Source organism: Curtobacterium sp. MCLR17_055 (assembly GCF_003234305.1).
GTDB classification, from domain to species: domain Bacteria; phylum Actinomycetota; class Actinomycetes; order Actinomycetales; family Microbacteriaceae; genus Curtobacterium; species Curtobacterium flaccumfaciens.
Window position 1 is genome coordinate 153,319 of record NZ_QKSX01000004.1, and the last position, 24,287, is coordinate 177,605.

The 24,287-nt window shown below is 73.5% G+C and carries 21 protein-coding genes; 6 read left to right on the forward strand and 15 right to left on the reverse strand.

The window, feature by feature from the left end; translation table 11 throughout:
• Nucleotides 1-588: 588 nt before the first annotated feature.
• Genes DEJ09_RS05340 through DEJ09_RS05365 form a run of 6 tightly spaced genes read right to left on the reverse strand, consistent with a single transcriptional unit; the run spans nucleotide 589 to nucleotide 6,639 of the window.
• Nucleotides 589-1,374: an ABC transporter ATP-binding protein gene (locus DEJ09_RS05340; protein ID WP_111087838.1), complete on the reverse strand. Its 786-nt coding sequence runs from the start codon at nucleotides 1,372-1,374 to the stop codon at nucleotides 589-591.
• Nucleotides 1,371-2,210 carry an ABC transporter ATP-binding protein gene (locus tag DEJ09_RS05345; RefSeq protein WP_181433270.1) on the reverse strand — a complete coding sequence of 280 codons (840 nt, stop codon included), beginning with the start codon at nucleotides 2,208-2,210 and terminating at the stop codon, nucleotides 1,371-1,373. Before DEJ09_RS05345 ends, DEJ09_RS05340 begins: the two co-directional genes overlap by 4 nt.
• Entirely contained in the window at nucleotides 2,207-3,091 is an 885-nt protein-coding gene (locus DEJ09_RS05350) for an ABC transporter permease (protein ID WP_111087839.1), read from the reverse strand. Before DEJ09_RS05350 ends, DEJ09_RS05345 begins: the two co-directional genes overlap by 4 nt.
• Complete coding sequence (locus DEJ09_RS05355) at nucleotides 3,088-4,041, reverse strand: ABC transporter permease (RefSeq protein WP_111087840.1); 954 nt, start codon at nucleotides 4,039-4,041, stop codon at nucleotides 3,088-3,090. Before DEJ09_RS05355 ends, DEJ09_RS05350 begins: the two co-directional genes overlap by 4 nt.
• Before the next feature lie 46 nt (nucleotides 4,042-4,087).
• A complete protein-coding gene (locus DEJ09_RS05360; RefSeq protein ID WP_111087841.1) occupies nucleotides 4,088-5,632 on the reverse strand; it encodes an ABC transporter substrate-binding protein in 1,545 nt (514 codons plus the stop codon).
• The gene (locus DEJ09_RS05365) at nucleotides 5,629-6,639 is read right to left on the reverse strand and encodes an alpha/beta fold hydrolase (protein WP_163343553.1); all 1,011 of its coding nucleotides are present in this window, start codon (nucleotides 6,637-6,639) and stop codon (nucleotides 5,629-5,631) included. The genes DEJ09_RS05360 and DEJ09_RS05365 overlap by 4 nt, the downstream gene beginning before the upstream one ends.
• A gap of 66 nt (nucleotides 6,640-6,705) precedes the next feature.
• Between DEJ09_RS05365 and DEJ09_RS05370 the strand changes: the two genes are divergently transcribed.
• Nucleotides 6,706-7,605, forward strand: a complete 900-nt coding sequence (locus DEJ09_RS05370) for a siderophore-interacting protein (RefSeq protein WP_258373795.1) — start codon at nucleotides 6,706-6,708, stop codon at nucleotides 7,603-7,605.
• Nucleotides 7,605-8,423, forward strand: a complete 819-nt coding sequence (locus tag DEJ09_RS05375) for an ABC transporter ATP-binding protein (RefSeq protein WP_111033752.1) — start codon at nucleotides 7,605-7,607, stop codon at nucleotides 8,421-8,423. The genes DEJ09_RS05370 and DEJ09_RS05375 overlap by 1 nt, the downstream gene beginning before the upstream one ends.
• Nucleotides 8,424-9,278: 855 nt before the next feature.
• Here the strand turns inward: DEJ09_RS05375 and DEJ09_RS05380 are convergent.
• The 5 genes from DEJ09_RS05380 to DEJ09_RS05400 all read right to left on the reverse strand — a co-directional run bounded on the left by DEJ09_RS05380 (nucleotide 9,279) and on the right by DEJ09_RS05400 (nucleotide 14,625).
• The gene (locus tag DEJ09_RS05380) at nucleotides 9,279-9,635 is read right to left on the reverse strand and encodes a Fe-S oxidoreductase (RefSeq protein WP_175330772.1); all 357 of its coding nucleotides are present in this window, start codon (nucleotides 9,633-9,635) and stop codon (nucleotides 9,279-9,281) included.
• 2 nt (nucleotides 9,636-9,637) lie between these two features.
• Nucleotides 9,638-11,041, reverse strand: a complete 1,404-nt coding sequence (locus tag DEJ09_RS05385) for an NAD(P)/FAD-dependent oxidoreductase (RefSeq protein ID WP_027465800.1) — start codon at nucleotides 11,039-11,041, stop codon at nucleotides 9,638-9,640.
• A 55-nt stretch (nucleotides 11,042-11,096) separates the two neighbouring features.
• Nucleotides 11,097-11,918 carry an arginase family protein gene (locus DEJ09_RS05390; protein WP_110864040.1) on the reverse strand — a complete coding sequence of 274 codons (822 nt, stop codon included), beginning with the start codon at nucleotides 11,916-11,918 and terminating at the stop codon, nucleotides 11,097-11,099.
• Nucleotides 11,919-11,962: 44 nt separating this feature from the next.
• Nucleotides 11,963-12,688, reverse strand: a complete 726-nt coding sequence (locus tag DEJ09_RS05395; RefSeq protein WP_017885772.1) for a PspA/IM30 family protein — start codon at nucleotides 12,686-12,688, stop codon at nucleotides 11,963-11,965.
• 80 nt (nucleotides 12,689-12,768) lie between these two features.
• Nucleotides 12,769-14,625 carry a TPM domain-containing protein gene (locus tag DEJ09_RS05400; protein ID WP_181433271.1) on the reverse strand — a complete coding sequence of 619 codons (1,857 nt, stop codon included), beginning with the start codon at nucleotides 14,623-14,625 and terminating at the stop codon, nucleotides 12,769-12,771.
• A 284-nt stretch (nucleotides 14,626-14,909) separates the two neighbouring features.
• Here DEJ09_RS05400 and DEJ09_RS05405 point away from each other — a divergent pair, with 284 nt between their 5' ends.
• The gene (locus tag DEJ09_RS05405; RefSeq protein ID WP_017885770.1) at nucleotides 14,910-15,113 is read left to right on the forward strand and encodes a hypothetical protein; all 204 of its coding nucleotides are present in this window, start codon (nucleotides 14,910-14,912) and stop codon (nucleotides 15,111-15,113) included.
• 72 nt (nucleotides 15,114-15,185) lie between these two features.
• Nucleotides 15,186-15,740 (forward strand): 4'-phosphopantetheinyl transferase superfamily protein, encoded by a 555-nt coding sequence (locus DEJ09_RS05410; RefSeq protein ID WP_146245674.1) that lies wholly within the window; start codon nucleotides 15,186-15,188, stop codon nucleotides 15,738-15,740.
• Here DEJ09_RS05410 and map read toward each other — a convergent pair.
• Nucleotides 15,724-16,491, reverse strand: coding sequence for a type I methionyl aminopeptidase (gene map, locus DEJ09_RS05415; protein WP_111038639.1), 768 nt, complete (start codon nucleotides 16,489-16,491; stop codon nucleotides 15,724-15,726). The genes DEJ09_RS05410 and map overlap by 17 nt on opposite strands.
• A 32-nt stretch (nucleotides 16,492-16,523) precedes the next feature.
• Here map and DEJ09_RS05420 point away from each other — a divergent pair, with 32 nt between their 5' ends.
• Nucleotides 16,524-16,793, forward strand: coding sequence for a helix-turn-helix domain-containing protein (locus DEJ09_RS05420; protein WP_027465796.1), 270 nt, complete (start codon nucleotides 16,524-16,526; stop codon nucleotides 16,791-16,793).
• Nucleotides 16,794-16,864: 71 nt separating this feature from the next.
• Here the strand turns inward: DEJ09_RS05420 and DEJ09_RS05425 are convergent, their stop codons facing one another.
• The 3 genes from DEJ09_RS05425 to DEJ09_RS05435 are packed head-to-tail and all read right to left on the reverse strand — an operon-like array spanning nucleotide 16,865 to nucleotide 23,285.
• Complete coding sequence (locus DEJ09_RS05425) at nucleotides 16,865-18,184, reverse strand: M1 family metallopeptidase (protein ID WP_258373796.1); 1,320 nt, start codon at nucleotides 18,182-18,184, stop codon at nucleotides 16,865-16,867.
• A gap of 14 nt (nucleotides 18,185-18,198) precedes the next feature.
• Nucleotides 18,199-22,095, reverse strand: a complete 3,897-nt coding sequence (locus tag DEJ09_RS05430; RefSeq protein ID WP_111087846.1) for a Pls/PosA family non-ribosomal peptide synthetase — start codon at nucleotides 22,093-22,095, stop codon at nucleotides 18,199-18,201.
• Between the two features lie 44 nt (nucleotides 22,096-22,139).
• Nucleotides 22,140-23,285, reverse strand: coding sequence for a Gfo/Idh/MocA family protein (locus DEJ09_RS05435; protein WP_258373798.1), 1,146 nt, complete (start codon nucleotides 23,283-23,285; stop codon nucleotides 22,140-22,142).
• Between the two features lie 168 nt (nucleotides 23,286-23,453).
• On the opposite strand from DEJ09_RS05435, the gene DEJ09_RS05440 reads away from it, so the two are divergent.
• Nucleotides 23,454-24,278, forward strand: coding sequence for an alpha/beta hydrolase (locus DEJ09_RS05440; protein WP_181433272.1), 825 nt, complete (start codon nucleotides 23,454-23,456; stop codon nucleotides 24,276-24,278).
• The last annotated feature ends 9 nt before the right edge of the window (nucleotides 24,279-24,287 follow it).

Sequence of the window (24,287 nt, forward strand, 5' to 3'; positions counted from 1 at the left end):
ACCGTGCGGCGTTGTCCGGCTGGTGCGGCGTTGCTTGTTCGGTGTGGCCTTGTAGGCCGGCTCTGTGCGGGCAAGCCCGCACGGGGTGGCGGGGTGCGCACGGTGCGGTGGACTCGTGTGCGTCTGGTCTGGAGGCGCGGGGCGGGCCGGTGCCGTGCCTCCTGTCTGGCGCACGGTGCGGTTTGGTGCGTGTGGTGCGGCGTTGCTTGTCCGGTGGGGCCTTGTAGGCCGGCTCCGTGCGGGCAAGCCGGCACGGAGTGGCGGGGCACGCACGGTGCGGTTTCGTGCGTGTGGTGCGGCGTTGCTTGTCCGGTGCGGCCGTGTAGGCCGGCTCCGTGCGGGCAAGCCCGCACGGAGTGGCGGGGTGCACACGGTGCGGTGGACTCGTGTGCGTCTGGTCTGGAGGCGCGGGGCGGGCTGGTGCCGTGCCTCCTGTCTGGCGCACGGTGCGGTTTCATGCGTGTGGTGCGGCGTTGCTTGTTCGGTGCGGCCTTGTAGGCCGGCTCCGTGCGGGCAAGCTCGCACCGAGCGGCGGAACGCGCACGGTGCGCCGCCGCCCGCCGCCCGCCGTGCCGCCCCGCCCGCCACCTACGGCAGCGTCGGCGCCGCCGCCACCAACGCCCGCGTCACCGGGTGCTGCGGCGCATCGAGGAGCGACACCGGCCCGTGCTCGACGATGCGGCCGTCGGACATCACCGCGACCGTGTCGCACAGCCGCTGCACGACCCCGATGTCGTGCGACACCAGCACGAGCGTCAGCCCGAGGTCGTCGGCGAGCGACCGGAACAGCTCGATCACCCGGGCGCGGACCACCACGTCGAGAGCGCTCATCGGCTCGTCGCCGAACAGGATCCGGGGCGAGTGCACCACGGCCCGGGCGATCGCGATCCGCTGCCGCTGCCCGCCGGAGAACTCGTGCGGGTACCGGTCGACCGTGTCGGCGGGCAGGTCGACGCGCTCCAGCACGGCACGGACCAGGTCGTCGTGCGACCCCGGGACCTGCAGGGCCCGCAGCGGCTCGGCGACGATCGCGCCGACGCGCATCCGCGGGTCGAGGGACGCGTAGGGGTCCTGGAACACCACCCCGGTCTCGCGACGGAACCAGCGCAACGCACGCGCGGACCGGGACGCGACCACCGGACGGCCGGAGGCGGCGACGGCGCCGGCGGAAGGGGCCTCCAGGCCGGCGAGCAGCCGGACCAGCGTGGACTTGCCGGATCCCGATTCGCCGACGATGCCGAGCCGTGCGCCGGGGGCGACCGTCAGGTCGACGCCGTCGACGGCGGTGCGGACCGGACCGGGCTCGAACGGGCCGCGGCGGGGGAGTCGGTAGGCGCGGTGGAGACCGGTGGCCTCGAGGACGGGGAGGGTCACGGGGCGGTCCTCCTGGCGGTGGCACGTGCGGCGTCGACGAGCGCGACCGTTGCGGGGTGCTGCGGTGCGGCGAGCAGGTCCGCGACGCGCCCCTGCTCGACCACCCGGCCGGCGTCGAGCACCACGGCGGTGTCGGCGATGCGCGCGAGCACGGCGAGGTCGTGGGTGACGAACACCATGCCCGCCGGCAGGTGCTCGAACAGGTCGAGGATGCGGGCCTCGGTGGTGACGTCGAGCGCCGTGGTCGGCTCGTCGGCCACCAGGTACGACGGCTCGCCCGCCATCGCCATCGCGATGCAGATCCGCTGCCGCTGTCCGCCGGACAGCTGGTGCGGGTACTGCCGCAGCAGCGACTCCGGGTCGGGCAGGCCCACCGACGCCGCCAGGTCGACGGCTGCCGCGCGCGCCGCGCGTCGGTCGAGCCCGCGGTGCAACCGGAGCGGCTCCGCGATCTGCGCGCCGACCCGCCGCAGCGGGTCGAGCGCGGTGCCCGGCTCCTGGAACACCATCGCGATGCCCGATCCACGGTGTCGCGCGCGCTCGCGGTCGGGCAGGCCGACGAGTTCGGCGCCGTCCAGGCGGACGCTGCCGGTCACGACGGCGCCGGCGGGCTCCAGGCCCATCAGGGCGAGCGAGGTCATCGACTTGCCGGATCCGCTCGCGCCGATCACGCCGACGCGCTGGCCGGGAGGCACGGTGAAGCTGACGTCGTCGAGGATCGTCCGCCCCGTGATGCGGACCGACAACCCGCGCACCTCGAGCCCGGAGGCTGCGGTGGTCGCGTCGGTGCCGGCTGGGCCGGCTGGGCCGGATCCGTCGCGTGCGTCGGCGGTCATGCGGTCACCCCCGGGGTGGTCGTCGCCGGATCGCTGTGACGGTCGTCGGCGCTCCGGTCGCTCGTCGTCAGCCGCGGGTCCGAGGCGTCCCGCACCGCGTCGCCGAGCAACGACAGTGCCGCGACGACGATCGCGATGGCGGCTCCCGGCCAGGTCGCACTCCACGGGTGGACCCCGATGTAGGTCTGCAGGTCGGACAGCAGGCTGCCCCAGGACGCGGTGTCCGATCCGGCGCCGTAGCCCAGGTAGGACAGCCCGGCCTCGGCGAGCACCGCCGTAGCCATCGCGAGTGACAGCTGCACGGTGAACAGCGGCGCCGCGTTCGGCACCAGGTGACGGAAGAGCACCCCGGCGCCGCCAACGCCGGACGCCCGGGCCGCGGTCACGTAGTCGCTCCGGGCGATCCGCCGGATCTCACCGCGGGCCACGCGGGCGATCGTCACGCCGAAGGACAGCCCGACGCTGACGATCACCACGCCGAGCGACCCGCCGAACACCGCGGTCAGGAGCATCGCGGTGAGCAGGGTCGGGAACGCCACCAGGATGTCGAGCAGGACCGCGGTGCCCTCGCGCACCCAGCGGGCGGTGAGTGAACCGATCGCGGTGAGGACGATCCCGACGACGCTCGCGATCACCCCGGAGCCCACGGCGACGAGCACGGTGGTGCGGGTGCCGGCGAGCAGGTAGCTCGCGATGTCGCGGCCGGCGGCGTCGGTGCCGAACCAGTGCGCGGCGCTCGGCCCCTCCCACTGGTGGAACGGGTCGGCGCGGAACGGGTTCTGCGGTGTCCAGACGAGCGACACGGCGGCGAGCACGAGCAGCAGGCCGAGCACGACGACGGCGAAGACCCCGGTCGGTCGGGACACCAGACGGCGGATCATCCCTGCACCTCGCGCTGTCGGGGGTCGAGGGTGCGGTGCACGACGTCGACGGCGAACCCGACGAGCAGCACGAGTCCGGTGAGCACGAGCAGTTCCGACTGCACCTTCGTGATGTCGCGGCGGCCGACGTCGGTCACGAGCATCCGGCCCACCCCGGGCAGGGAGAACAGCTGCTCGACGACGACGGCACCGACGAGCAGCCCGGCGATCTGGACCCCGAGCACGGCGAGCACCGTGAGGGCGACGCTCGGCAGACCGTGGCGGAGCAGCGCCTGCGTGCGGGTCAGCCCGACGGCGGCGGCGGTGCGCAGGTGGTCGGCATCGAGGACGGAGAGCGTGGCGGACCGGGTGAACCGGAGGATCACGGCGCCCTCGACGGCACCGATCGTCAGCGCGGGCAGTACGAGCGACGAGAACGCTCGCCCGGGTTCCGACCAGCCGTCGAGCGGGAAGCCCTGCGTCGGCAGCCAGTGCAGCGTCACCGCGAACAGGGCGACGAGGAGCATGCCGGCCCACACGACGGGCACGGCGGCGACGGCCTGCGCAGCGAACCCGATCACCGCACCGCCCGGGCGTCGACGGAGCACCGCGGCGACCACCCCGAGCGGGACGCCGATCACCAGGGCGGTCGCCAGGGACATCGCGGCGAGCGGCAGGGTGATCGCGAGCTTCTGCGCGATCTCCGGTGCGACGGCACCGTTCGTCACCAGCGAGCGGCCGAGGTCACCACGGAACACCCCGCCGATCCAGTCGAGGTACTGCACCACGACGGGCCGGTCGAGTCCGAGCTGCTGCCGGAGCTGCTCCACCTGCGCGGGGGTCGACTGCGTGCCGGCGACGACCTGGGCGACGTCACCGGGCAGCACGCGGAGCGTGGCGAAGATGATGACGCTCGCCACGAGCAGGCCGACGACGAGCAGGAGCACCCGCCCGATGAGGAACCGGGTCACGACACCGATGCTACGGGGACGGACACCCCGCCGCGGCCGCTCCGGGTCACTTGACCGCGAGCTTCGCCAGGTCGAGGCGCGAGTTGCCGCCGTCGACCGGGAAGCCCGTCACGCCGGAGCGCACCGCGGTGATCTCGGTCGCCGTGTAGAGCCACTCGCCGGCCGCGTCCTCGCTGACGATGCGTGCAGCCTTGCGGAGTGCCTCGGTCTTCGTGGCCTCGTCGGTCGCCGCGATCGACTGGGCGTAGAGGGCCTGCACCTTCGGGTTGTCGTAGCCGAAGTAGTAGTCCGGGTTCGCCCAGTTGCCGAAGTCACGGGCCTCGACGTGGTCGACCATCGACAGGTCGAAGTCCCGCTCGCCGGACTTCGGTGCCTGGAACACCGAGGACAGCCAGGTGGCGAAGTCGACGCGCTTGACCGTCAGGGTGATCCCGACGTCGGCGAGCTGCGACTTCAGCACGTCGCCGATCGTGGTCGGGTAGATGTTCGCGTAGGTGAGCGTCAGCTTCAGGTCCTCCTGGCCGGCGGCGGCCAGGAGCTTCTTCGCGTTCGCGGGGTCGTACGCGTCGATGTCGGTGAGGTCCTCGTAGCCGGGGTCGAGCTCCGGGATCGGGCCACCCTGCTCCACGCCGGTGCCGCCGATCGCCTTGATGAGCGCCTTCGCGTCGATCGCCTGCCGGATCGCCCGGCGCACGCGCTCGTCGGTGAAGGGTTCCTTGCGGTCGTTGAACGCGAGCGTGTACTTGTCGGTGGTCTTGCCGCTGTGCAGCGCGATGTCGGCGTTGCCCTGCAGCTGGCTCTTGAGCGTGCCGTCAACGGGGTTCAGGACGTCGAGGTCACCGTTCGCCATCGCGTTGACGGCGGTCGACGGGTCCGTGATGTACCGGAAGACGATCTTCGCGACCTTCGCCTTCGTGCCCCAGTAGTCCTCGTTGCGGTCGAAGGTGAGCGAGTCGCCCTGCTTCCAGCTCGCGACCTCGAACGGACCGGTGCCGTTCGCGCTGTCGGACAGGTCGTTGTCCGCGGCCTTCTCGAGCACCAGGCCGGAGCGGCCGGTCAGGTTCCAGAGCAGGTCGGAGTCCGGCTTCGCCAGCTGCAGCACGACGGAGTCGTCCGACGGCGAGGTGATCGACGTGACGCCCGCGAGCTTGGCCGAGTCGACGTACGAGTCGTTCGACTTGACCTGCTCGAGCGACCACACGACGTCGGCTGCGGTGACCGGCTTGCCGTCCTGGAACGTCGTGCCGTCCCGCAGCGTGAACGTGTAGGTCAGGCCGTCCTTCGACACCTCGTGCGATGAGGCCAGCACGTCACGGATCTCGCCGTCGGCGGTCCGGCCGACGAGCCCCTGGTACACGTTGTCGATGAGCACCTGGTCGAGCGCCGCCCCGGACTGGGTGCGGATGTCGAGACTCGTCGGCTCGAGCACCAGCCCGACACGCACCGTGGCGTCCTTGCCGCCGGTGGTGTCGGACGAGCCGGAGCAGCCGGCCAGCGCCAGGGCGGAGACGACGGCGATCGCGGTGGCGGCGAGGGCAGCGCGCCCGATGCGCGAGGTGCGCGCGGTGCGACGGGGCAGGAGCGGACTCATGGGGTGGTGGGTTCCTTCCGGGCACGAGGGCTGGGATCGGGCCTCGCGCTCGCACGAGGGTACCGGCGGCTGGTGCCGTCCGGCGACGGTTCTTCGATCGGGTGCAACAATCCGTGCCGCTCCGCCCATGCCCGGATCGCCGAAGCCAGTTCGAGGGGTGCCTGGTTCTGCACCGCGTGCCGCGAGGTCACCGTCACGATCTCGGCGTCCGGCAGGCGTTCGGCGAACCCGGCGTGCAGCTTCGGGGAGACGTACCCGCGGTCACCCCGGACGAGCAGGATCGGCACGCGCAGGGCCTCGAGGTCCGGCCACGCATCGGCGAAGCGCCCCACCGACGACGTCCGCCCGGCGGGCAGGTGCGGGAAGTGGTGACGGCGCACGAGTCGCCCGTCCGCACCGAGGGCCGTCGTGTGCCGGGCCTCGCGCAGCAGCACCTGCCGGTCGTCGCCGACCCGCGCCTCGATCGCCCGGTCGACGACCTGCTCGAGCGACTCGAACGGCTCCTCGGCCTCGAGCGCGCGGGCGATCCGGTCGACGGCACGCTGCGCGAAGTCCGGCGACATGTCGACGAGCACGAGTCCGGTGACCCGCTCCGGCGCGGTGGCCGCGAGTCGAGCCGACAGGATGGCGCCGAGCGAGTGCCCGACGACGATGCCCGGCGGCACCGCGAGCGCGTCGAGCGCGGCGAGCACGCTCGGCGCCGTCGCGGCCGCCGCGTAGTCGGCGTCCTCCCGCCACGACGACCGGCCGTGGCCGGGCAGGTCGAGGGCGACCGCCGGCTCGCCCACGGCGAGTGCCGTGGTGTCGAAGCTGTGGGCGTCGATGCCGAGCCCGTGCAGGTAGGTGATCCGGGCCTCCTGGCCGTCGTCGCCCCACCGGATCGCGGAGGTCTCCTGCCCGTCCGCAGTGCGGACCACCTGCCTGGAGGCGCGGAGCGGTGTGGTCACGCCGCTCGCGCTGGCGAGGGCGGGCAGGTCGGCGAATTCGTCGTCGGGGGCTTCGGACACGGGGACGATCCTCGCACCGTTCCGGGGGCCTGGAGACGTTAGGTAAGGCATGCCATACTCGATTCCGTGGCAACCCGGTATCGCGTCTTCTCCGTCCGTGTGGCCGCCGTCACGTCGCTCACCCCGAACTTCGTCCGGGTCACGCTGACGGGCGACGCGCTCGCCGACTTCTCCTCGGTCGGTCTCGACCAGCGGATCAAGATCGTGCTGCCCCTGCCCGGCGTCGGCTTCTCCGAACTACCGGAGGACGAGGACTGGTACGCCGCCTGGCGCGCGCTGCCGGACGACGCCCGCAACCCCCTCCGCACGTACACGGTCCGCTCGTTCCGGCCGGACGCCCGCGAGCTCGACATCGACTTCGTCGCCCACGGCGACACCGGTCCGGCGTCGCGCTGGGTGTCGGCCTGCCGCGTCGGTGACGAGCTGCGCATCGCCGGGCCGCGCGTCCCCGAGTCGCCGGAGGACCTGCCGACCGGGGCCGCCGAGTTCGCTCCCGGGCACGCGAACCGGATCCTGCTCGCCGGGGACGAGACCGCCGCACCCGCCATCTGCGCCATCCTCGAAGCCCTCGACGTCTCGACCGTCGGCCACGTCTTCATCGAGGTGCCCACCGACGCCGACCGGCTGCCGGTCACCGCGCCGGCCGGGGTCGAGGTCCGCTGGATCGCCCGGAACGGCGCCACCCACGGTGTCCGGATGACCGACCAGGTGCACGCCTGGGCCTCCACCGTCGCGCCGTCCGCCGCCGTGTGCGAGCCGGCCGCCGAGCTCACCGACGTCGACGTCGACGAGCAGGTGCTGTGGGACGTCCCCGCCCCGGTCGACGAGCGCCCCGTCTACGCGTGGATCGCCGGTGAGGCCGGCTGCGTCAAGGAACTCCGCCGCCACCTGGTGCGCGGCGTCGGCATCGACCGCAAGCAGGTCGCGTTCATGGGCTACTGGCGGCACGGCAAGGCCGAGCACTGATGCCGACCTCGGGCACCGCGCTCGGTCCGGTCCCGACCACCGCACTGGGGGCCCGTGGCCTGACCCTGGCCTACGACGACCGGGTCGTGGTGGACACGCTCGACGTCGACATCCCCGACGGTGAGCTGACGGTCATCGTCGGGCCGAACGCCTGCGGCAAGTCGACGCTGCTGAAGTCCTTCGCCCGCACCCTGAAGCCGCGCGCCGGCACGGTGTTCCTCGACGGGGCGCCGATCGACTCGTACCGCCCGAAGGCCGTCGCCCGGCGAGTCGGCATGCTCCCGCAGACCCCGATCGCCCCCGACGGCATCACCGTGCGTGACCTGGTGTCCCGGGGCCGGTTCCCGCACCAGGACCTGCTGCACCCGTCGTCCGGGTCCGACCGGCAGGCCGTGCAGGCTGCACTCGAGCAGACGTCGACGGTGGAACTGGCGGAGCGGAGCGTCGACGAGCTCTCCGGCGGGCAGCGGCAGCGGGTGTGGATCGCGATGGTGCTCGCGCAGCAGACCGACATCGTGCTGCTCGACGAGCCGACGACGTTCCTCGACATCGCGCACCAGTACGACGTGCTCGAACTGGCCTCCACGCTGCACGCCGCCGGTCGCACGGTCGTCGCGGTGCTGCACGACCTGAACCAGGCCGCGCGCTACGCCACCCACGTCATCGCGATGCGCGACGGGGCGATCGTCTCGGCGGGGGAGCCGTCGTCGGTGCTCACCGCGGACCTCGTCGAGGACGTCTTCGGCCTGCCGTGCGTCGTCGTCCCGGACCCCGAGACCGGCACGCCCCTCGTGGTGCCGCGGCGGCGCGCGGCCTGACGCGCGGGCCGGCTGTGGCCGGGCCGGGCCGAGGTCGCACGATCTGCCGCCTGCCCGGCGTCGGGACGACGGTTCGCGCGACCGCGGCGACGTGGACGCGGCGTGTCGCGCGACTTCGGTCACGTGCCGCCGCCGAGTGGTCACGACACGCCGTCGGCCGGGTGCCGAGTGGTCACGAACTGTCGGCTGGCGGCGCCGCAGGCGACGGTCTGCGACCGCTCGCCGCGCACCCGCCGGGGTGTTGCGACCGGCCGGCGGGCGCGGTGGACGTAGGGCGCAGCGGCCTGGAGGCTCGGGGCGGCGCCGCCACGCGCCTCCAGGCCGTCGACCGGTCGCGTCCCGTCGCCTGGCCGGCCCGCCGCCGAGTGGTCACGACACGCCGTCGGCCGGGCACCGAGTGGTCACGAACTGTCGGTTGGCGGCGCCGCAGGCGACGGTCTGCGACCGCTCGCCGCTTGCCCGGCGGGGTGTTGTGACCGGCGGGCGGGCGCGGTGGACGTGGGGCGCAGCGGCCTGGAGGCTCGGGGCGGCGCCGCCACGCGCCTCCAGGCCGTCGACTGGTCGCGTCGCGTCCCGTCGCCTGGCCGGCCCGCCGCCGAGTGGTCACGAAACGCCGTCAGCCGGGCGCCGCGCGGTCACGAACCGTCGGCTGGCGGCGCCGCACGCGACGGTCTGCGACCGCTCGCCGCGCGCCCGGCGGGGTGTTGCGACCGGCGGGCGGGCGCGCCGAGGTCGCACGAACCGCCGCGCAACCGGCGTCGGGACGACGGTTCGCGCGACCACGACGATGCGCACGCGGCGTGTCGTGCGACCGCAGCACACCCGAGCCGCCCCGCCCCGCACCCGCCGCCCCCGTCAGCGGTAGCCGCCGTCCTCCAGGCCGGCCTCGACCTCGAACCGGTTCCGCAGGGGATCCCGCCCGGCCACGGCGTAGAGCAGCGGCATGAGCATGCCGTACCGGCGCCACTGCTCGACGTGCACCCGCTCGTGCCGGAGCACCCGCGGGCCGTCGTTGTCGCGGGTCAGGTACACCGAACCGACGCAGGTGCCGCCGCGCCGGAACACCCAGCGCGGCAGCCCCGTGCAGACCACGAGCCCGTCCTCCACCCGGATCCGCCCGGTCGACAGGGGGACGCCCACGGCGAGCCCGACGGCGGTCGCGAACACCCACCCCGCACGGGACACGGGGGAGTCGAGCAGCGGGTTGCGCACGCTCAGGCCGGGCGGCCGTACGTCTCGAGCAGGCGGAGCCAGATCTCGTTCATCGTCGGGTAGGCCGGCACCGCGTGCCACAGGCGGTCGATCGGGACCTCGCCCACGACGGCGACGGTGGCGCCGTGCAGCATCTCGGCGACGTCCTGGCCGACGAACGTGACGCCCACGACGACCCCGCGGTCCTCGTCGACGACCATCTTCGCGCGGCCCGTGTAGCCATCGGCCTGCAGCGAGGACCCGGCGATCGCACCGAGGTCGTACTCGACCGCGCGGACGTTCAGCCCCTGCTCGCGGGCCTTCGCCTCGGTCAGTCCGACGCTCGCGACCTCGGGGTCGGTGAAGGTGACCTGCGGCGAGGCGGCGTGGTCGGCGGTGGCGACGTGGGCACCCCACGGCTCGGTGTGCAGCGGCGTGCCCTGGTACCGGGCGGCGATCGCCTCGCCGGCGGCACGCGCCTGGTACTTGCCCTGGTGCGTGAGCAGGACGCGGTGGTTGACGTCACCCACGGCGTACAGCCAGTCGGTGCCGTGCACGAGCATGGTGTCGTCGACGTCGAGCCAGTCGCCCGCGGTCAGGCCGACGGTCTCGAGCCCGAGGTCACGCGTGTGTGCGGCGCGGCCGGTGGCGGCGAGCACCTCGCTCGTGATGACCGTAGTGCCGTCGTCGAGCTCCGTGGTGACGAGACCGTGCTCGTCGCGGTCGACCCGGACCGGGTTGACGCCGGTGCGGACGTCGACACCGAGTTCGCGCAGGGAGTCGGCGACGAGTTCCCCGGCGAAGGGCTCCATGCCGCCGAGCAGACCGTGCCGGGCGACGAGGGTGACCTTCGCGCCGAGGGAGGCCCACGCGGTCGCGAGCTCCGAGCCGGAGACGCCGCCGCCGATGACGAGCAGGCTCTCGGGGACCTGCTGGGCGCTGGTGCCCTCGCGGGTGCCCCACGGCTTCGCCTCGGCGAGACCGGGCACCGGGGGCAGCGTGTGCAGGGAACCGGTGACGACCGCGACGGCGGCGCGCGCCGTGTGCGTCTCGCCGTCGACGTCGATGGTCTTCGGGCCGGTGATGCGGGCGTGCCCGCGGATCAGGTCGATGCCGGCGGACTCGAGCCACGAGACCTGGCTGTCGTCCTTCCAGTCCGAGGTGAACGAGTTGCGGCGGGCGAGCACGTGGGCCGCGTCGAGCGTGCCGGTCACGGCCTGCTTCGCACCGTCGAGCCGCTTGGCGGCGGCGAGGGCGTGTCCGCTGCGCAGGAGCGCCTTCGAGGGCATGCACGCCCAGTAGGAGCACTCGCCGCCGACGAGCTCGGCCTCCACGATCGCGACCGACAGGTCGCGCTTCCTGGCGTAGTCCGCCACGTTCTCGCCGACAGCGCCGGCTCCGATCACGATGAGGTCGTAGTCCGTCATGCTGCCGAGCGTACGCGGACCGGCAGGGGGTCCGCCGGTCGCGTCGTGCCCGTGGTCAGCCCACCCGGGAGGCGCTGGTCACCGCTCCGACGACGCGCAGGATCACGCCGAGGTCGTCCACCGCCCGGTCCGGGTCGACGGGGGCGAAACCGGTGAGCGCGGCGCCGACGAGGCGGCGGCCGCGCGTCGCGGCCTGGATGCGCTCGACGAGCGCTGCGCCGTCGAGGCCGAACGGGACGGGTTCGAGCAGCCCGTCGACCTCGGACGGGTCGAGGACGTCGAGGTCGACGTGCACGAACACCGACGAGGCACCGGTCCGCTCGACCGCTGCGGCGAGGGCGTCCGGGGTGGCGGCATCGACGTCGAGGTGCACGATCCCGGCCTTGTCGAGGGCGGCTCGTTCGGCGTCCTCGACGCCGCGGACCCCGGCGACGACGACCGACGAAGCGGGGACGACCGGCAGGCCGGGGAACAGGTCGTCAGGGCGGTCGACCAGCAGACGAAGGGCGGCGGTCTCGGCGGCAACGGGCTGTGCCCGGTTGAGCGCGCGGTACCCGCTGGACCCGGAGATCCGGACGAACGCGGTGTCCGGGGCGAGGGCAGCGGTCGCGCCGAGGACACTGGCGCCGTCACCGCCGACGACGAGCACCGGTTCGGTGGCGACGGCTGTTTCCTCGGCGACGCGTTCGGCGACGGCGAGCACCGAGGTGTAGCGGGCGACGGCGGTCTCGAGGCGGTCACCCGCTCCGGCCGGGACGTCGACCACGGTGGTGGACGCCCGGGGGAGGTCGGCCGCGATCGCCGACGCACCGTCCCCGAGGCGCATCGCGCGCGACGACGCCGAACCCTGCCACTGACCGACCACGAGGAAGTGCATCGTCTCAGTCTGTCAGCTGGGGTCCGGCGTCGTCAGGGCGTTCGTCAGATGCTCGAGGATCCGCCGGACTTCAGCGCGGCGAGCCGTGCCTCGACCTCGGCGTCCTTGCCGACGTCCTCGAGGCTCTCGAACTGTGCGTCGAGGCTCGACGACTGCAGCTCCTGCTGGCCGAGCACCTTCGCCTCTTCGCGGCGGACCTTCTCCTCGAAGCGGCCGAGGTCGCTCGTCGGGTCGAGTACGTCGATGTTGCCGAGGGCGTCGTTGACGCGCGACTGCGCCTCGGCGGTCTTCGAGCGGGCGACGAGGTTGTCTCGCTTCGCGCGGAGCTGCTCGAGCTTCTGCTCCATGCCGGCGAGACCGGTCTTGAGCTTCTCGACGGCCTCGTTCTGCGACGCCAGGTTCGGCTCGGCGTCCTTGACCTCCTGCTCGGCGGCGATCTGCTTGCCGATCGCGATCTTGGCGAGGTTGTCGAACTTGTCCGCCTCGGCCGACTTGCCCTCGGAGCGGTACTTGTCGGCTGCGGTGGAGGCGTTGGCGGCCTTCTGGCCCCACTCGACCGCGGCCTTCTTGTCCTCTTCGTGGTCCTGCTCGAGCAGGCGCACGTTGCCGATGGTCTGCGCGATCGCGGTCTTCGCGTCGGCGATGTTGTTCGTGTAGTCGCGGACGAGCTGGTCCAGCATCTTCTGCGGGTCCTCGGCGTCGTCGATGATCTGGTTGATGTTCGCGCGCACGAGGGTGGAGATGCGTCCGAAGATGGTCTGCTTGGCCATTGCTGTTCCCTTTCGTGGAAGTCCTGTGGACGGTGTTGTCGGGTCGTGTCTGGTTCTGGGTGCCGGGGGAGTGCGTCAGGTCAGAAGCGGCCGCCGCCGGAGAAGCCGCCGCCCCCGAAGGAACCGCCGCCGTAGCTGCCGCCGCGACCGCCGAGCAGGCCGCCGAGGACGAGTCCGGTGACGAGGCCACCGAGCTGGGCGCCGCCTCCGCCACCGCCCTGGCCGCCGCCCCAGCCGCCGAGGTCGTCGTTGGCGGCGTCCATCGCGGCGGCCGCGTACTGCTCGGCCGCGCGGGCGGCGTTGAGGGCCTGGCCGGGGTTGCTCGGGGCGAGTTCGACGGCGTCGTCGTAGGCGCGCTGGGCCTCGGACAGCCGGGTCCGGGCCGTCGGGCCGATGCCGCCGCGGTGCAGGGAGACGTAGTCGCGGGCCTGGCTGATCCGGTTCCGGGCATCGCGCAGGGCCGCGTCGAGCGCCTGGGTGGCCCGCTGGCGCTGTTCTTCGGCACCCCGCGCCGTGGCGATGGCCTGGTCGATCTCGGTGTTCGCCCGGGTCAGCGCGTCGACGGCCGCCACCGGGTCCTTCGGGTCGAGCCCCTGGCGGAGCACGGCCTCGGCGCGGGTGACAGCTGCGGCGAGGTCCGGCCCGCCCGAGCGCAGGCTGCGGGCGGCGGCGACGTCGCCCTGGATGTCGATGCGCATCGCCTCGGCGCGGGCGGTGGCCTCGTCGAAGGACTGCTCGGCGGCGAGTGCTCCGTCGGTGAGCTGCTGCACCTGGGCGAGCGCGTGCTGGGCGTCGCGCACGGCGACGACCGCCTCGCCCTTGTCGCCGGCGGCGATGGAGGCGGTGGCGGCGTTCGAGCGTTCGGTGGCGAAGGCGAGCACCTGGTGGGCCTGGTCGACGTTGTTCGCCACGGTGGCGAGGGTGCGGCCGGTGTACCGGGCGCGGACGCGGTCGAGCGCAGCGGCGGCGGCCCCGACCGATGCCGGCGCGGCGGCCACGGCCTGGGCGAGCGATGCGGCGGCGTCCTCGATGCCGTCCTCGAGCGAGCGGAGCTGGTCGAACGCCTCGGTCTGCTCCTCGATCGCGGCGTGCGCCCGTTCGCAGATCACGATGATCTGGTTCGCCCACTCGGCGCGCTGCTGGGGGGTGTCGGGGATCTCGTCGTCGAGCTGCTGCCGGATCGTGAAGGCCTTGCGGACCTCGCGCTGTGCGGCCTGCACGGCGTCGGCGAAGGGCTTGGCGGCGTCGGGGCCGAACTGCGCGCTCGCGAACCCGACCTCTTGCTCGGCGGTTCGGAGTTCGTCGTCGATGGTGACCAGGGCGCCGCCGGCGGTGCGTTCGAGGTCGGCGAGCGAGGCTTCCTGCGCCTCGGTCGCTGCGGCGGTGCGGCGCTTGTTGCGGGTCCGGATGACCAGGACCACGACGATGAGCCCGACGACCACGACGAGCAGCAGGATCCACAGCCAGGTGAGGTCCACCGGGGCCTGCGACTGGGTCAGCCCGTCGGCGAAGGCCACGGCGGCGCCGGACCAGTCGCCCTGCTTGAGCTCGGGGAGCAGCGAGTCGTCGACGGCGTTCTCCACGTCGGACGAAGAGATCGCGGTCTCGTTCGTCTGCTGCACGTCGTAGTTGCGCTCGTCGACCGCGACCGAGAGCAGGATGCCGTCGGTGTCGATCTGGTTCTGCTCGAGCACGGCCCGGCCCCACTCGGTGTGGTCGGTGGGGTCGGTGAAGGACGGCACGAACACGACGTACAGCTGCGTCTGCGTCTCGGCGTACAGGTCCTGCACGGCCTGCTCGACCTTCGACTGCTGGGATGCGGTCAGCGCGTCGGCCTCGTCGAGGACGTACGCGCCGCCCAGGTCGACGGGCGCCGTGGCGTGGGCGGTCGCTGCCGGAGCCAGGACGATCAGCATCGCGACGAGGGCGGCCGTCACACGGCTCCACAGCCGCGTTGTCCCCCTGTGCCCGCTCGATCCGTCCGTGCCCGATCCGTGCTGGACCGCTCGCATCCGTCCTCCGTCCGTCGCCGGTCGGTACCCCGTGGCACCGCACCGGACCGCGCCACGAGTGCGCTGTCGCCCGGAGTCTATCCAGGCCACGCAGGGGCACCGCCAGACTCTGGGGGAACGCTCCGGACCGTGCTTCCTGTGGACGTCTTGTCCCCCGTACCGGGGTATGCTGGCGCCACTGTTCGAGGATGAACGGAAGGGGAAGAACGATGGAACGCACCACGAGCACCGAGGTCGTCCCGCTCGAGGACGGCTACCACCGGGTGTCGACTCCGGCGACGGGTGTGATCGGTTTCGTGCGCGAGCACGACGGCCGTTACGAGGTCCTGCGCGGACGAGTTCGCCAGGCGACCCGCTCCGAGGGGCAGTACAGCACCATGAACGTCGCGCTCATCGCGCTGACGCACGCCTGATCCGCTCTGGGCGCGACCACACGACCGACGGGCGCTGCCCCGGTCGGTGGGTCGTGCCTCCAGACCGTCACGGTGACGCTCCGGACGCCGGCTGCTGACCGCGCGGACGACCGGGAGGCCCTGGTCGCCGCCGTCGCGTCGGCGACCGGCGCCGAGCCGGTCGCGGTGCGCGCGGGGCGCGTCTGTCCGCACTGCGCGGGGACCGACCACGGTCGTCCGTGGGCGACCGTAGCGGGCACCACGGTCGGCGTGAGCCTGTCGCGCGCACCGGGCGTCGTCGCCCTCGCGGTCGGACCGTCGGCACTCGGTGTCGACGTCGAACGGGTGTCGCGGGTCGCCGCTGCGCCGCTCGATGCGTTCACCTCGGACGAACTCCGTCGAGCCGACGGGGACCCGGCGCTCCTCGCCACGGCGTGGGCGGCGAAGGAGGCCGTGCTGAAACGCGACGGACGCGGGCTGCGCGTCGACCCGCTCGCGGTGGAGGTCGACGTGGTCGCCGGTACCGCCCGGTTCGAGGGTGCCGGACAACCGGTCACCGTGCTGTACCCCGCACCGGACGTCGTGCTCGTCGTCGCGGCGGGTGGCCTGTCCGTCGAGGTCGTCGGGACGGTCAGCGGGGGAGCGTGAGCACCTCGGCGCCGTCTTCGGTGATCGCGATGGTGTGCTCGGTGTGGGCGGTCCGCGCTCCGGTGGCACTCCGCAGGGTCCACCCGTCGGCGTCGGTGACCAGGACGTCGGTGTCCGCCATCACCCACGGTTCGAGCGCGAGCAGGAGTCCGGGCCGGAGCGCGTAGCCGCGGCCGGGGCGCCCGGTGTTCGACACGTGCGGGTCCTGGTGCATGGTCGAGCCGATGCCGTGCCCGCCGAACTCGACGTTCACCGGGTAGCCCGCCGCTTCGAGCACGGTGCCGATCGCGTGGGACAGGTCACCGATGCGGGCGCCCGGTCCGGCGGCGGCGATGCCCGCGGCCAGTGCGCGTTCGGTGGCGTCGATGAGTGCGAGGTCCTCGGGGCGTGCGGTACCGACGACGAAGCTGATCGCGGCGTCGGCGGCGATGCCGTCCAAGGACACCGCGAGGTCGAGGGTCAGCAGGTCGCCGTCCTGCAGCACCCGGTCGTGCGGCAGCCCGTGCAGGACGGCGTCGTTCACGGCCGTGCAGATGTGGTGGCCGAACGGGCCGCGGCCGAACGAGGGTGCGTAGTCGACGTAGCAGGAGTCGGCACCGGCGGCCTCGATCATCTGCTTCGCCCACCGGTCGATCTCGAGCAGGTTCGTGCCCACGCGGGCGCGTTCTCGCAGGGTCTGCAGGATCGTGCCGACGAGGGCTCCGGTGGCGCGGCCCTTGTCGACCTCGGCGGGGGTCAGGATCTCGATCACGCCGATGATCATACCGGTATTACTATGTGGTCATGGTCCGTCTCCCACTCCGTCCCGACGAGGTCGCACGCGGTCGTCGCCTCGGTGCGCTGCTGCGTCGTGCCCGTGGTCCGCGGTCGATCGTGGACACCGCCCTGGCCGCGGGGATCTCGCCGGAGACGCTCCGGAAGATCGAGACCGGTCGCATCGCGACGCCGGCGTTCTCGACCATCGCGTCGGTCGCGGGCGTGGTCGGACTGTCGCTCGACGCGGTGTGGTCCGAGGTCAGCTGCGACCCGGCGGACGGCGAGCTGGCGGGATAGCCGGCGCGGCGGCAGAGCATGCTGGCCGACGCGGCGGCGGCGCCTGCTGGCCGGCGCGGCGGCGGCGCCTGCTAGCCAGCGGGCAGCGCCGGCACCGACGCCTCGTCGATCCAGGGCCCGGTCACCGCACCGACGTCCGCGACCGAGCGGCCGGCGGCGTCCGCGAACGCACGGAGCACGTCCGGCACGGTCACGGATCCGTGCCGGTGCCGCTCGGTGATGCTCCGCAGCCCGGCGAAGAAGGCGTCGTCGCCGAACGTGCGGCGGACGGCGTGCAGTGCGAGGGCGCCGCGCTTGTAGACGCGGTCGTCGAACATGTCCTTCGCGCCCGGGTCACCGATCACCAGGTCCTCCGGCTGCTCGAGCAGTCCCTGCCGGTACCGCTCGGCCAGCTGGTCGGCGGTGTCGTCGCCGCGGTCCTCGGACCACAGCCACTCGGCGTAGCAGGCGAACCCTTCGTGCAGCCAGATGTCCTGCCACCGGGTGACCGTGACGGAGTTGCCGAACCACTGGTGGGCGAGCTCGTGGGCGATGAGACGGTCGGTCCCGTGCTCGCCGTCGACGTGGTTCCGGCCGAACACCGCCAGGCCGTGGGCCTCGAGCGGGATCTCCAGGTCGTCGTCGGTGACCACGACGCCGTACGCCGCGAACGGGTACGGGCCGAACCGGTCACCGAACAGCGCGAGCATCTCCGGCACCTGGCCGAAGTCGGTCTTCGCGGCGGCGGCGAGGTCGGCGGGGTGGTGCAGCGAGACGGGGACCCCGCTCGTGCGCAGCTTCGTGGTGCGGTAGCGGCCGATCTGCACGGTCGCCAGGTAGGTCGCCATCGGCTCGGTGGTGGCGTAGGTCCAGCGGGTGCCGACGCGGTCGCGCTCCTTGGCGAGCAGCTCCCCGTTCGCCAGGACGTCGTACGCCGCCTCGGCCGCGATCTCGATCCGGTACGTGGCCTTGTCGTCGGGGCGGTCGTTGCACGGGAACCACGACGGCGCTCCCGTGGGCTGGGCGGCGACGATGACGCCGTCGGACAGTTCCTCCCAGCCGAGCTGCCCCCACGCACTCCGGACGGGGTGCGGGGTGCCGCGGTACCGCAGGTGCACGGAGAACACGGTGTCGGCGGCGATGGGGTCGGCCGGGGTGACCGTCACCTTGTGCGTCGCGGTCGAGACCTTCTTGGCCCGGCGTCCGTCGACGTCGACCCGGTCGACCGTGAGCCCGTGCAGGTCGATCACGACCTTCTCGAGCGGCTCCAGGGCGCGCGCGGTGATCGTGGCGGTGCCGTCCAGGCGGTTCGTGGCGACGCGGTAGTCGAGACGGAGCTCGTAGTGCTCGGCACTCCACCGTCGGTCGCCGCTGTGCGGGGTGTACGGGTCTGCGGCGGGATCGGAGGGCACGGGGACAGTCAACCTCATGGCGCCGGTGGGGCGGTCACCGACGGTGCTGCCGATGTCCACGGAGCGATCGGGTTGCCGGACCAGCGGGAGCCCGTCGGCACCTGCTCGCCCCGCATCACGAGCGAGGACGGCCCGACGGTCGCCCCGGCACCGATGCCGGCCGCCGGCAGGACCACGCTGTGCGGCCCGAGCGTCGCACCCGCGTCGATCCGGACGGTGTCGAGCTGCATCACGCGGTCGTGGAACAGGTGCGTCTGCACGACCGTTCCCCGCGCCACCGACGCCCCGGAGCCGATCGTGACCAGGTCGGCCTCGGGCAGCCAGTACGTCTCGAGCCAGGTGCCGCGGCCGATCGTCGCACCGAGGCTCCGCAGCCAGACGGCCAGCGCGGGGGTGCCGGTGGCCTGCTCGGCGAACCAGGGGCGCGCGACGGTCTCGACGAAGGTGTCCTGCACCTCGTTGCGCCACACGAAGGACGACCACAGCGGGTGCTCCCGGGCGGTGATCCGGCCGACGAACGCCCACTTCGCGATCGTCGAAACGACGGCGGCGACGGCACCGGCGGCGATGAGCACCGGTCCGGCGAGCAGCACCGTCCAGCCGATCCCCACGGCCGACCAGAGCGCCAGCAGTGCTCCGGCCACGCCGAGCGCGATGGCGGCGGAGACCATCGGGGCGACCAGGCGCAGCAGCTCCCAGCAGCCGCGGGCGACCTTGAGCCGCCGGGACGGACGGAACGTGCGCGCCTCGTCGAACTCCGTCGCCGCGCGCCGCAGCCGCACCGGGGGCGACCCGAGCCACGACGACCCGCGCTTGGCCTTCTTCGGCACCGCGGACAGCACCGCCACCAGGGCCTCGCGCGGCACCGAGCGTCCGGCGCCCGTCATCCCGCTGTTGCCGAGGAACGCCCGACGGCCGACCTTCGAGCGACCGATCCGCACCCGACCGCCGCCGAGCTCGTACGTCGCCACCATCGTGTCGTCGGCCAGGAACGCCCCCGACGCGATCTGCGTCAGCGCCGGGATGAGCAGCACCGTCGAGATCTCGGTGTCCCGCCCGACGCGGGCGCCGAGCAGCCGCAGCCACACCGGCGTCACGAGTGAGGCGTACAGCGGGAACAGCAGGGTGCGCGCCGCGTCGAGCACCCGCTCGGTCGACCACACCTGCCAGCCGATCCGGGAGCGCACCGGGTGCCGCCCCTCGTGCAGGCCGATGCCGAGCAGCCGCACCGCGACCACCACCAGCAGCGCGTACACCGCACCGGCGACGACCGTCGCCAGGGGGACCGTCACCAGCGCACGGAGCACCGCGTCGCCCAGGGTCGACGCCCGCCCGACCAGGGCGAGGGCGACCAGCAGTCCGACCGCGACACCGACCACCGGCAACCCGGCCACGGCCAGGGACCCGGCCCCGTACGCGAGCAGCCAGCGTCGTCGGGTCGCGGGGCGGGCCTCCCGGTCGTCACGAGCCGACCCGGTGCGCTCCGCCGGCGCCCCTGCCCAGCGTTCGCCCGCGGGCACCGGGCCGCCGACGGCGGAACCCGCCGTGATCTCGGCACCCGCACCGACGTGCGCCCCGGGCAGCAGCGTCGTCCGGCTGCGCACCACGGCGTCCTCGTCGACGCGGACGTGCCCCAGGTGGAACACGTCGCCGTCGAGCCAGTGCCCGGCCAGGTCGACCTCGGGCTCGATCGAGGCACGCTTGCCGATCGTGAGCATCCCGGTCACCGGCGGCAGCGTGTGCAGGTCGACGTCCCTGCCGATCCGCGCGCCGAGGGCCCGGGCGTAGTAGCTGATCCACGGGGCGCCCGCCGTCGAGGGGCCGTCGACCGCCTCGGCGATGCGCTCGGCCAGCCAGACCCGCAGGTGCACCGAACCACCGCGGGGGTACGACCCCGGCCGGACCCCGGCGAGCAGCAGCCGCGCGAGCACCACCGTCAGCGCCATCTTGCCGATCGGCGTCACGAACACCAGGAGCGCCAGTACCAGCACCGGCCAGGGCAGCACCGGCAGGAACGGCAGCGTCGTCGCGTGCAGCACCGCGGCCACCAGGGCCGTCCACGTCAGCACCCGCAACCCCCGGAGCACCTGCACCGGCAGCCCGAGCAGCGTCATCAGCAACCCCGTCGCCGGGGGCACCGGCGTGACGTCGCGCGACGACGCCTCGACCGGGCCGGACTCGTCCAGCGCCGCCGCCAACGCCCCGATCCGCGGGTGGTCGTACACGTCCGCCACCGTCGTCGTCGGGAACCGCTCCCGGATGGCCGACACCAGCTGCGCCGCCGTCAGCGACCCACCGCCGTGCGCGAAGAAGTCGTCGTCGACGCTCGCCACCGGCACCCCGAGGATCGCCGACCACCGCTCGGCGATCCACGCCACCGTGTCCGGCAGCATCGCCGCGTCCGTCGCCCCCGGCAACGGCCACGGCAGCGCCGCGCGGTCGACCTTGCCCGACGTCCGCGTCGGCAGCGACTCCACCACGGCCACCAACGGCACCAGCGCCGCCGGCAGCTCCTGCCGCAACCGGGCGTTCGCCGCGGCCACGTCCACCGTCGCCCCGGCCACCGGAGCCAGGTACCCGACCAGCACCTGGTTGCCCGCCGGGGTCCGCTGCACCACCGCGGCACCACCCGCCACGTCGTCCAGGGCCTGCAGCGCCGCATCGATCTCCCCGAGCTCGATCCGCCGGCCGCCGAGCTTCACCTGGTCGTCCGCACGCCCCTGGAACACCAGCCCCTCGGGCTCGTACCGAACCAGGTCCCCGCTCCGGTACGCCCGCTCCCACCCGAGCTCCGGGAACGGCGCGTACTTCTCCGCGTCCTTCGCCGGGTCGAGGTACCGCCCCAGTCCGACGCCACCGATCACGAGCTCGCCGACGCCGCCCGGCTCCACCCGTTGCCCGGCACCGTCCACCACCGCCAGGTCCCACCCGTCCAGCGGCAACCCGATCCGGATCGGCTGGCTCCCGTCGAGCAGGGACCCGCACGCCACCACCGTCGCCTCGGTCGGCCCGTAGGTGTTCCACACCTCACGGTCACGACTCGCGATGCGCGCCGCCAGCTCCGGCGGGCACGCCTCACCACCGAAGATCACCAGCCGCACCTGCTCGAGCGCATCGTCCGGCCACAACGCCGCCAGCGTCGGCACCGTCGACACCACCGTGATCGTGTGCGCGATGAGCCAGGGGCCCAGGTCCACCCCCGTCCGCACCAACGACCGGGGCGCCGGCACCAACGCGGCCCCGTGCCCCCACGCCAACCACATCTCCTCGCACGACGCGTCGAACGCCACGCTCAGCCCCGCCAGCACCCGGTCACCCGGACCGATCGGCGCCGCCTGCAGGAACATCCGCGCCTCGGCGTCCACGAACGCCGCTGCACTGCGGTGGGTGACCGCCACACCCTTCGGCACCCCGGTCGACCCGGACGTGAAGATGATCCACGCGTCGTCGGTCTCACGGGGGAGTTCGGCGCTCGCCGCAGGGTCCGTCACCGGCAGCTCGGCGCCGTCGCGGTCGCGCAGGACACCGCCCGCGCCGATCACCCCGACGACACCGGCCTCGCCGAACACCAGGGTGGCGCGCTCCTCGGGGTCGTCCGCGTCGACCGGCACGTACGCGGCTCCGGCGGCGAGCACGGCGAGGATCGACAGGTACAGGTCACGCCCGCCGGAGGGGATCCGCACCCCGACCCGGTCGCCCCGTCGGACACCGCGGCGGGCCAGATCGTCGGCCTGCGCGCGCACGAGGTCGAGCAGGGCGGCGTAGTCGACGCTGCCGGCGGGGTCCTCGAGCGCGGTCGCGTCCGGGTGGGTCGCCGCGGTCGCCGCCAGGACGTCGAACAGGGTCCGTGGGGCGGGTGCGTCGCCGCCGCGGGCGAGTTCGAGCTGCGCGTTCCCGGTGCCGATGGTCATCGAGGCCTCTTCCCGGTCGTGTGCGGGACGACCGGCCCGTGATCCTAGAGGGTCGAGGTGTCCTGCTCGGGAACGGACGGTGCCGCACCGGTCGGGCCGAGCGCCGCACCGGTCGGGCCGAGCGCCGCACCGGTCGGGCCGAGCGCCGCACCGGTCGGGCCGAGCGCCGCACCGGTCGGGCCGAGTGCCGCACGGGCCGTGTCGAGCGCCGTCGCGATCCCGATCGAGTCGTCCAGCGAGTGCACCGGGGACTCCGTGCGATCGTCCGCCACGTACTGCGCCAGCGCCGCCGCCTGCCACACGAGTCCCTGACGACCCCGCAGCCCCGTCGGCTCCGCCCAGTGGTCCTCCCCACCCCGGTGGTGCACCGCGAACGACGCCGGGAACACGAAGTGGTCGGTGTAGCGGACCGTGGCCCGGCTCCCGGCGATCACCGCCAGCCCCGGCGTCCACGCCGTCATCGACGTGGCCACCACCGCCTGCGCGCCACGCTCCGCCGTCGACACCGTGACGGACTGGAGGTCCACCCCGCGATCCGAGACCGCCCCCGTCGTGCTGCTGGTCACCGCGGCGCCGGTGGCGAACCGTGCGAACCAGTGCCCGTAGACGCCGGCGTCGAGGAGGGCACCCCCACCTGCGGCGGGGTCGAACATCCGGTCCGCCGGGTCCGGGTCGTGCGGCCACCCGACGTCGACCGTCGCGAGGCGGACGTCGCCGAGGACCCCGTCCGCGAGCAGACGGGCGATGACCGTGGTGCCCGGCAGGTACCGGGTCCACATCGCCTCCATCGCGAGGACGCCCGCGGCCCGTGCGGCGTCGGCGAGGGTGCGGGTGTCCGCCGCCGAGGTCGTCATCGGCTTCTCGACGAGCACGTGCTTGCCGGCGGCGATCGCGAGCAACGCGTGCCCGAGGTGCTGCGGGTGCGGCGAAGCGACGTAGACCACGTCGACGGACGGGTCCGCCACGAGGGCCTCGTACGAGCCGTGCACACCGGGCACGCCGTGGCGGGCAGCGAAGGCCGCAGCACGCTCGGGGGAGCGGGACCCCACGGAGACGACGCGCTGGTCGGAGTTCGCGTGCAGCGTCGCCGTGAAGTCGTTCGCGATCTCCCCGGGGCCGATCACACCCCACCGGAGCTCGGGGCCGCCCCGCAGCGCGTGGACTCCGGGCACCGGGAACGTCATCGTCATGCCGGAACGCTACCGGGATGCTCCGGACCCGGTTGTGCCGCTCCTCGCCCCGGAACCGAACCGCATCGAGTCATCCGACCCAATCACCCCGTGACACGGTCGATGAGAATCGGATTCCACGAACCGCCGCCGGTCGCGGCGTCGGGAACCCGAGGAAGGTCGTCACCGATGCCCACCCAGCCACCTCCCCACATCGACCGCGACGTGCGGTACTCGGACCGGCACGACGCCCTGGTCCTCGACGTCCACAGCCCGGGCACCGGATCGCCCCCGAGCACCGGCGCCGTCGTGCTCGTGCACGGTGGCGGCTGGTTCCGCGGGGACAAGTCCAAGGAGGACGGCCTGTCCGCCCGACTCGTGGACGCCGGGTACACGGTCTTCGTCCCGAACTACCGGCTGGCACCGACGGACGTGTTCCCCGCGAGCAGGGAGGACGTGCTCACCGCGTACGAGTGGGCGCTGCAGTCCGACGTCCCCTTCGACCGGAGCAAGGTCGCCTTCTTCGGCGGGTCGGCCGGCGGGAACCTCGCCGTCGAGGGTGGCATCGCGACCGGCCGTCCCTCCGTGAGCTGGTCCGGGATCTTCGGCCTCGCCGAGATCATCCGCGCGACGGACGGCACGGTCTCCGCGGCGCCGACGACGCAGGACCTCGACGCGATGCGGAGCGCCGACATCGACCAGACCGGGCGGGACGACCCGTTCCTCCGCTGGGTGATCCTGCAGGAGGTCGGCGGCGACCGGTCGGCGCTCGCCGCGGCGTCCACGATCGAGCACGTGACGGCGTCGACGGGCCCCGTCTACCTCGCCAACTCGCTGGACGAGTGGGTCCCGCGGTCGGACCCGATCGCCCTGCAGGCCGCGCTCGCCGCGGTCGGCGTCCCGAACACGCTGCAGCTGATCCCCGGTCTCCGGCACGCCGAGGGCTACACCGACCACGCGCTGCCGGGATCGCTCGCGTTCCTCGCGCAGACGCTCGGGGTCGAGCACCGCTGAGCGGCGCAC

What these genes read in the sequence shown, in the direction of transcription:
- DEJ09_RS05350 (WP_111087839.1), bottom strand. Translation starts at nt 3,091, where the DNA reads ATGATCCGCCGTCTGGTGTCCCGACCGACCGGGGTCTTCGCCGTCGTC.
- DEJ09_RS05420 (WP_027465796.1), top strand. Translation starts at nt 16,524, where the DNA reads ATGGTCCGTCTCCCACTCCGTCCCGACGAGGTCGCACGCGGTCGTCGC.
- DEJ09_RS05430 (WP_111087846.1), bottom strand. Translation starts at nt 22,095, where the DNA reads ATGACCATCGGCACCGGGAACGCGCAGCTCGAACTCGCCCGCGGCGGC.
- DEJ09_RS05390 (WP_110864040.1), bottom strand. Translation starts at nt 11,918, where the DNA reads ATGCACTTCCTCGTGGTCGGTCAGTGGCAGGGTTCGGCGTCGTCGCGC.
- DEJ09_RS05345 (WP_181433270.1), bottom strand. Translation starts at nt 2,210, where the DNA reads ATGACCGCCGACGCACGCGACGGATCCGGCCCAGCCGGCCCAGCCGGC.
- DEJ09_RS05440 (WP_181433272.1), top strand. Translation starts at nt 23,454, where the DNA reads ATGCCCACCCAGCCACCTCCCCACATCGACCGCGACGTGCGGTACTCG.
- DEJ09_RS05385 (WP_027465800.1), bottom strand. Translation starts at nt 11,041, where the DNA reads ATGACGGACTACGACCTCATCGTGATCGGAGCCGGCGCTGTCGGCGAG.
- DEJ09_RS05395 (WP_017885772.1), bottom strand. Translation starts at nt 12,688, where the DNA reads ATGGCCAAGCAGACCATCTTCGGACGCATCTCCACCCTCGTGCGCGCG.
- DEJ09_RS05375 (WP_111033752.1), top strand. Translation starts at nt 7,605, where the DNA reads ATGCCGACCTCGGGCACCGCGCTCGGTCCGGTCCCGACCACCGCACTG.
- DEJ09_RS05360 (WP_111087841.1), bottom strand. Translation starts at nt 5,632, where the DNA reads ATGAGTCCGCTCCTGCCCCGTCGCACCGCGCGCACCTCGCGCATCGGG.
- DEJ09_RS05405 (WP_017885770.1), top strand. Translation starts at nt 14,910, where the DNA reads ATGGAACGCACCACGAGCACCGAGGTCGTCCCGCTCGAGGACGGCTAC.
- DEJ09_RS05435 (WP_258373798.1), bottom strand. Translation starts at nt 23,285, where the DNA reads ATGACGATGACGTTCCCGGTGCCCGGAGTCCACGCGCTGCGGGGCGGC.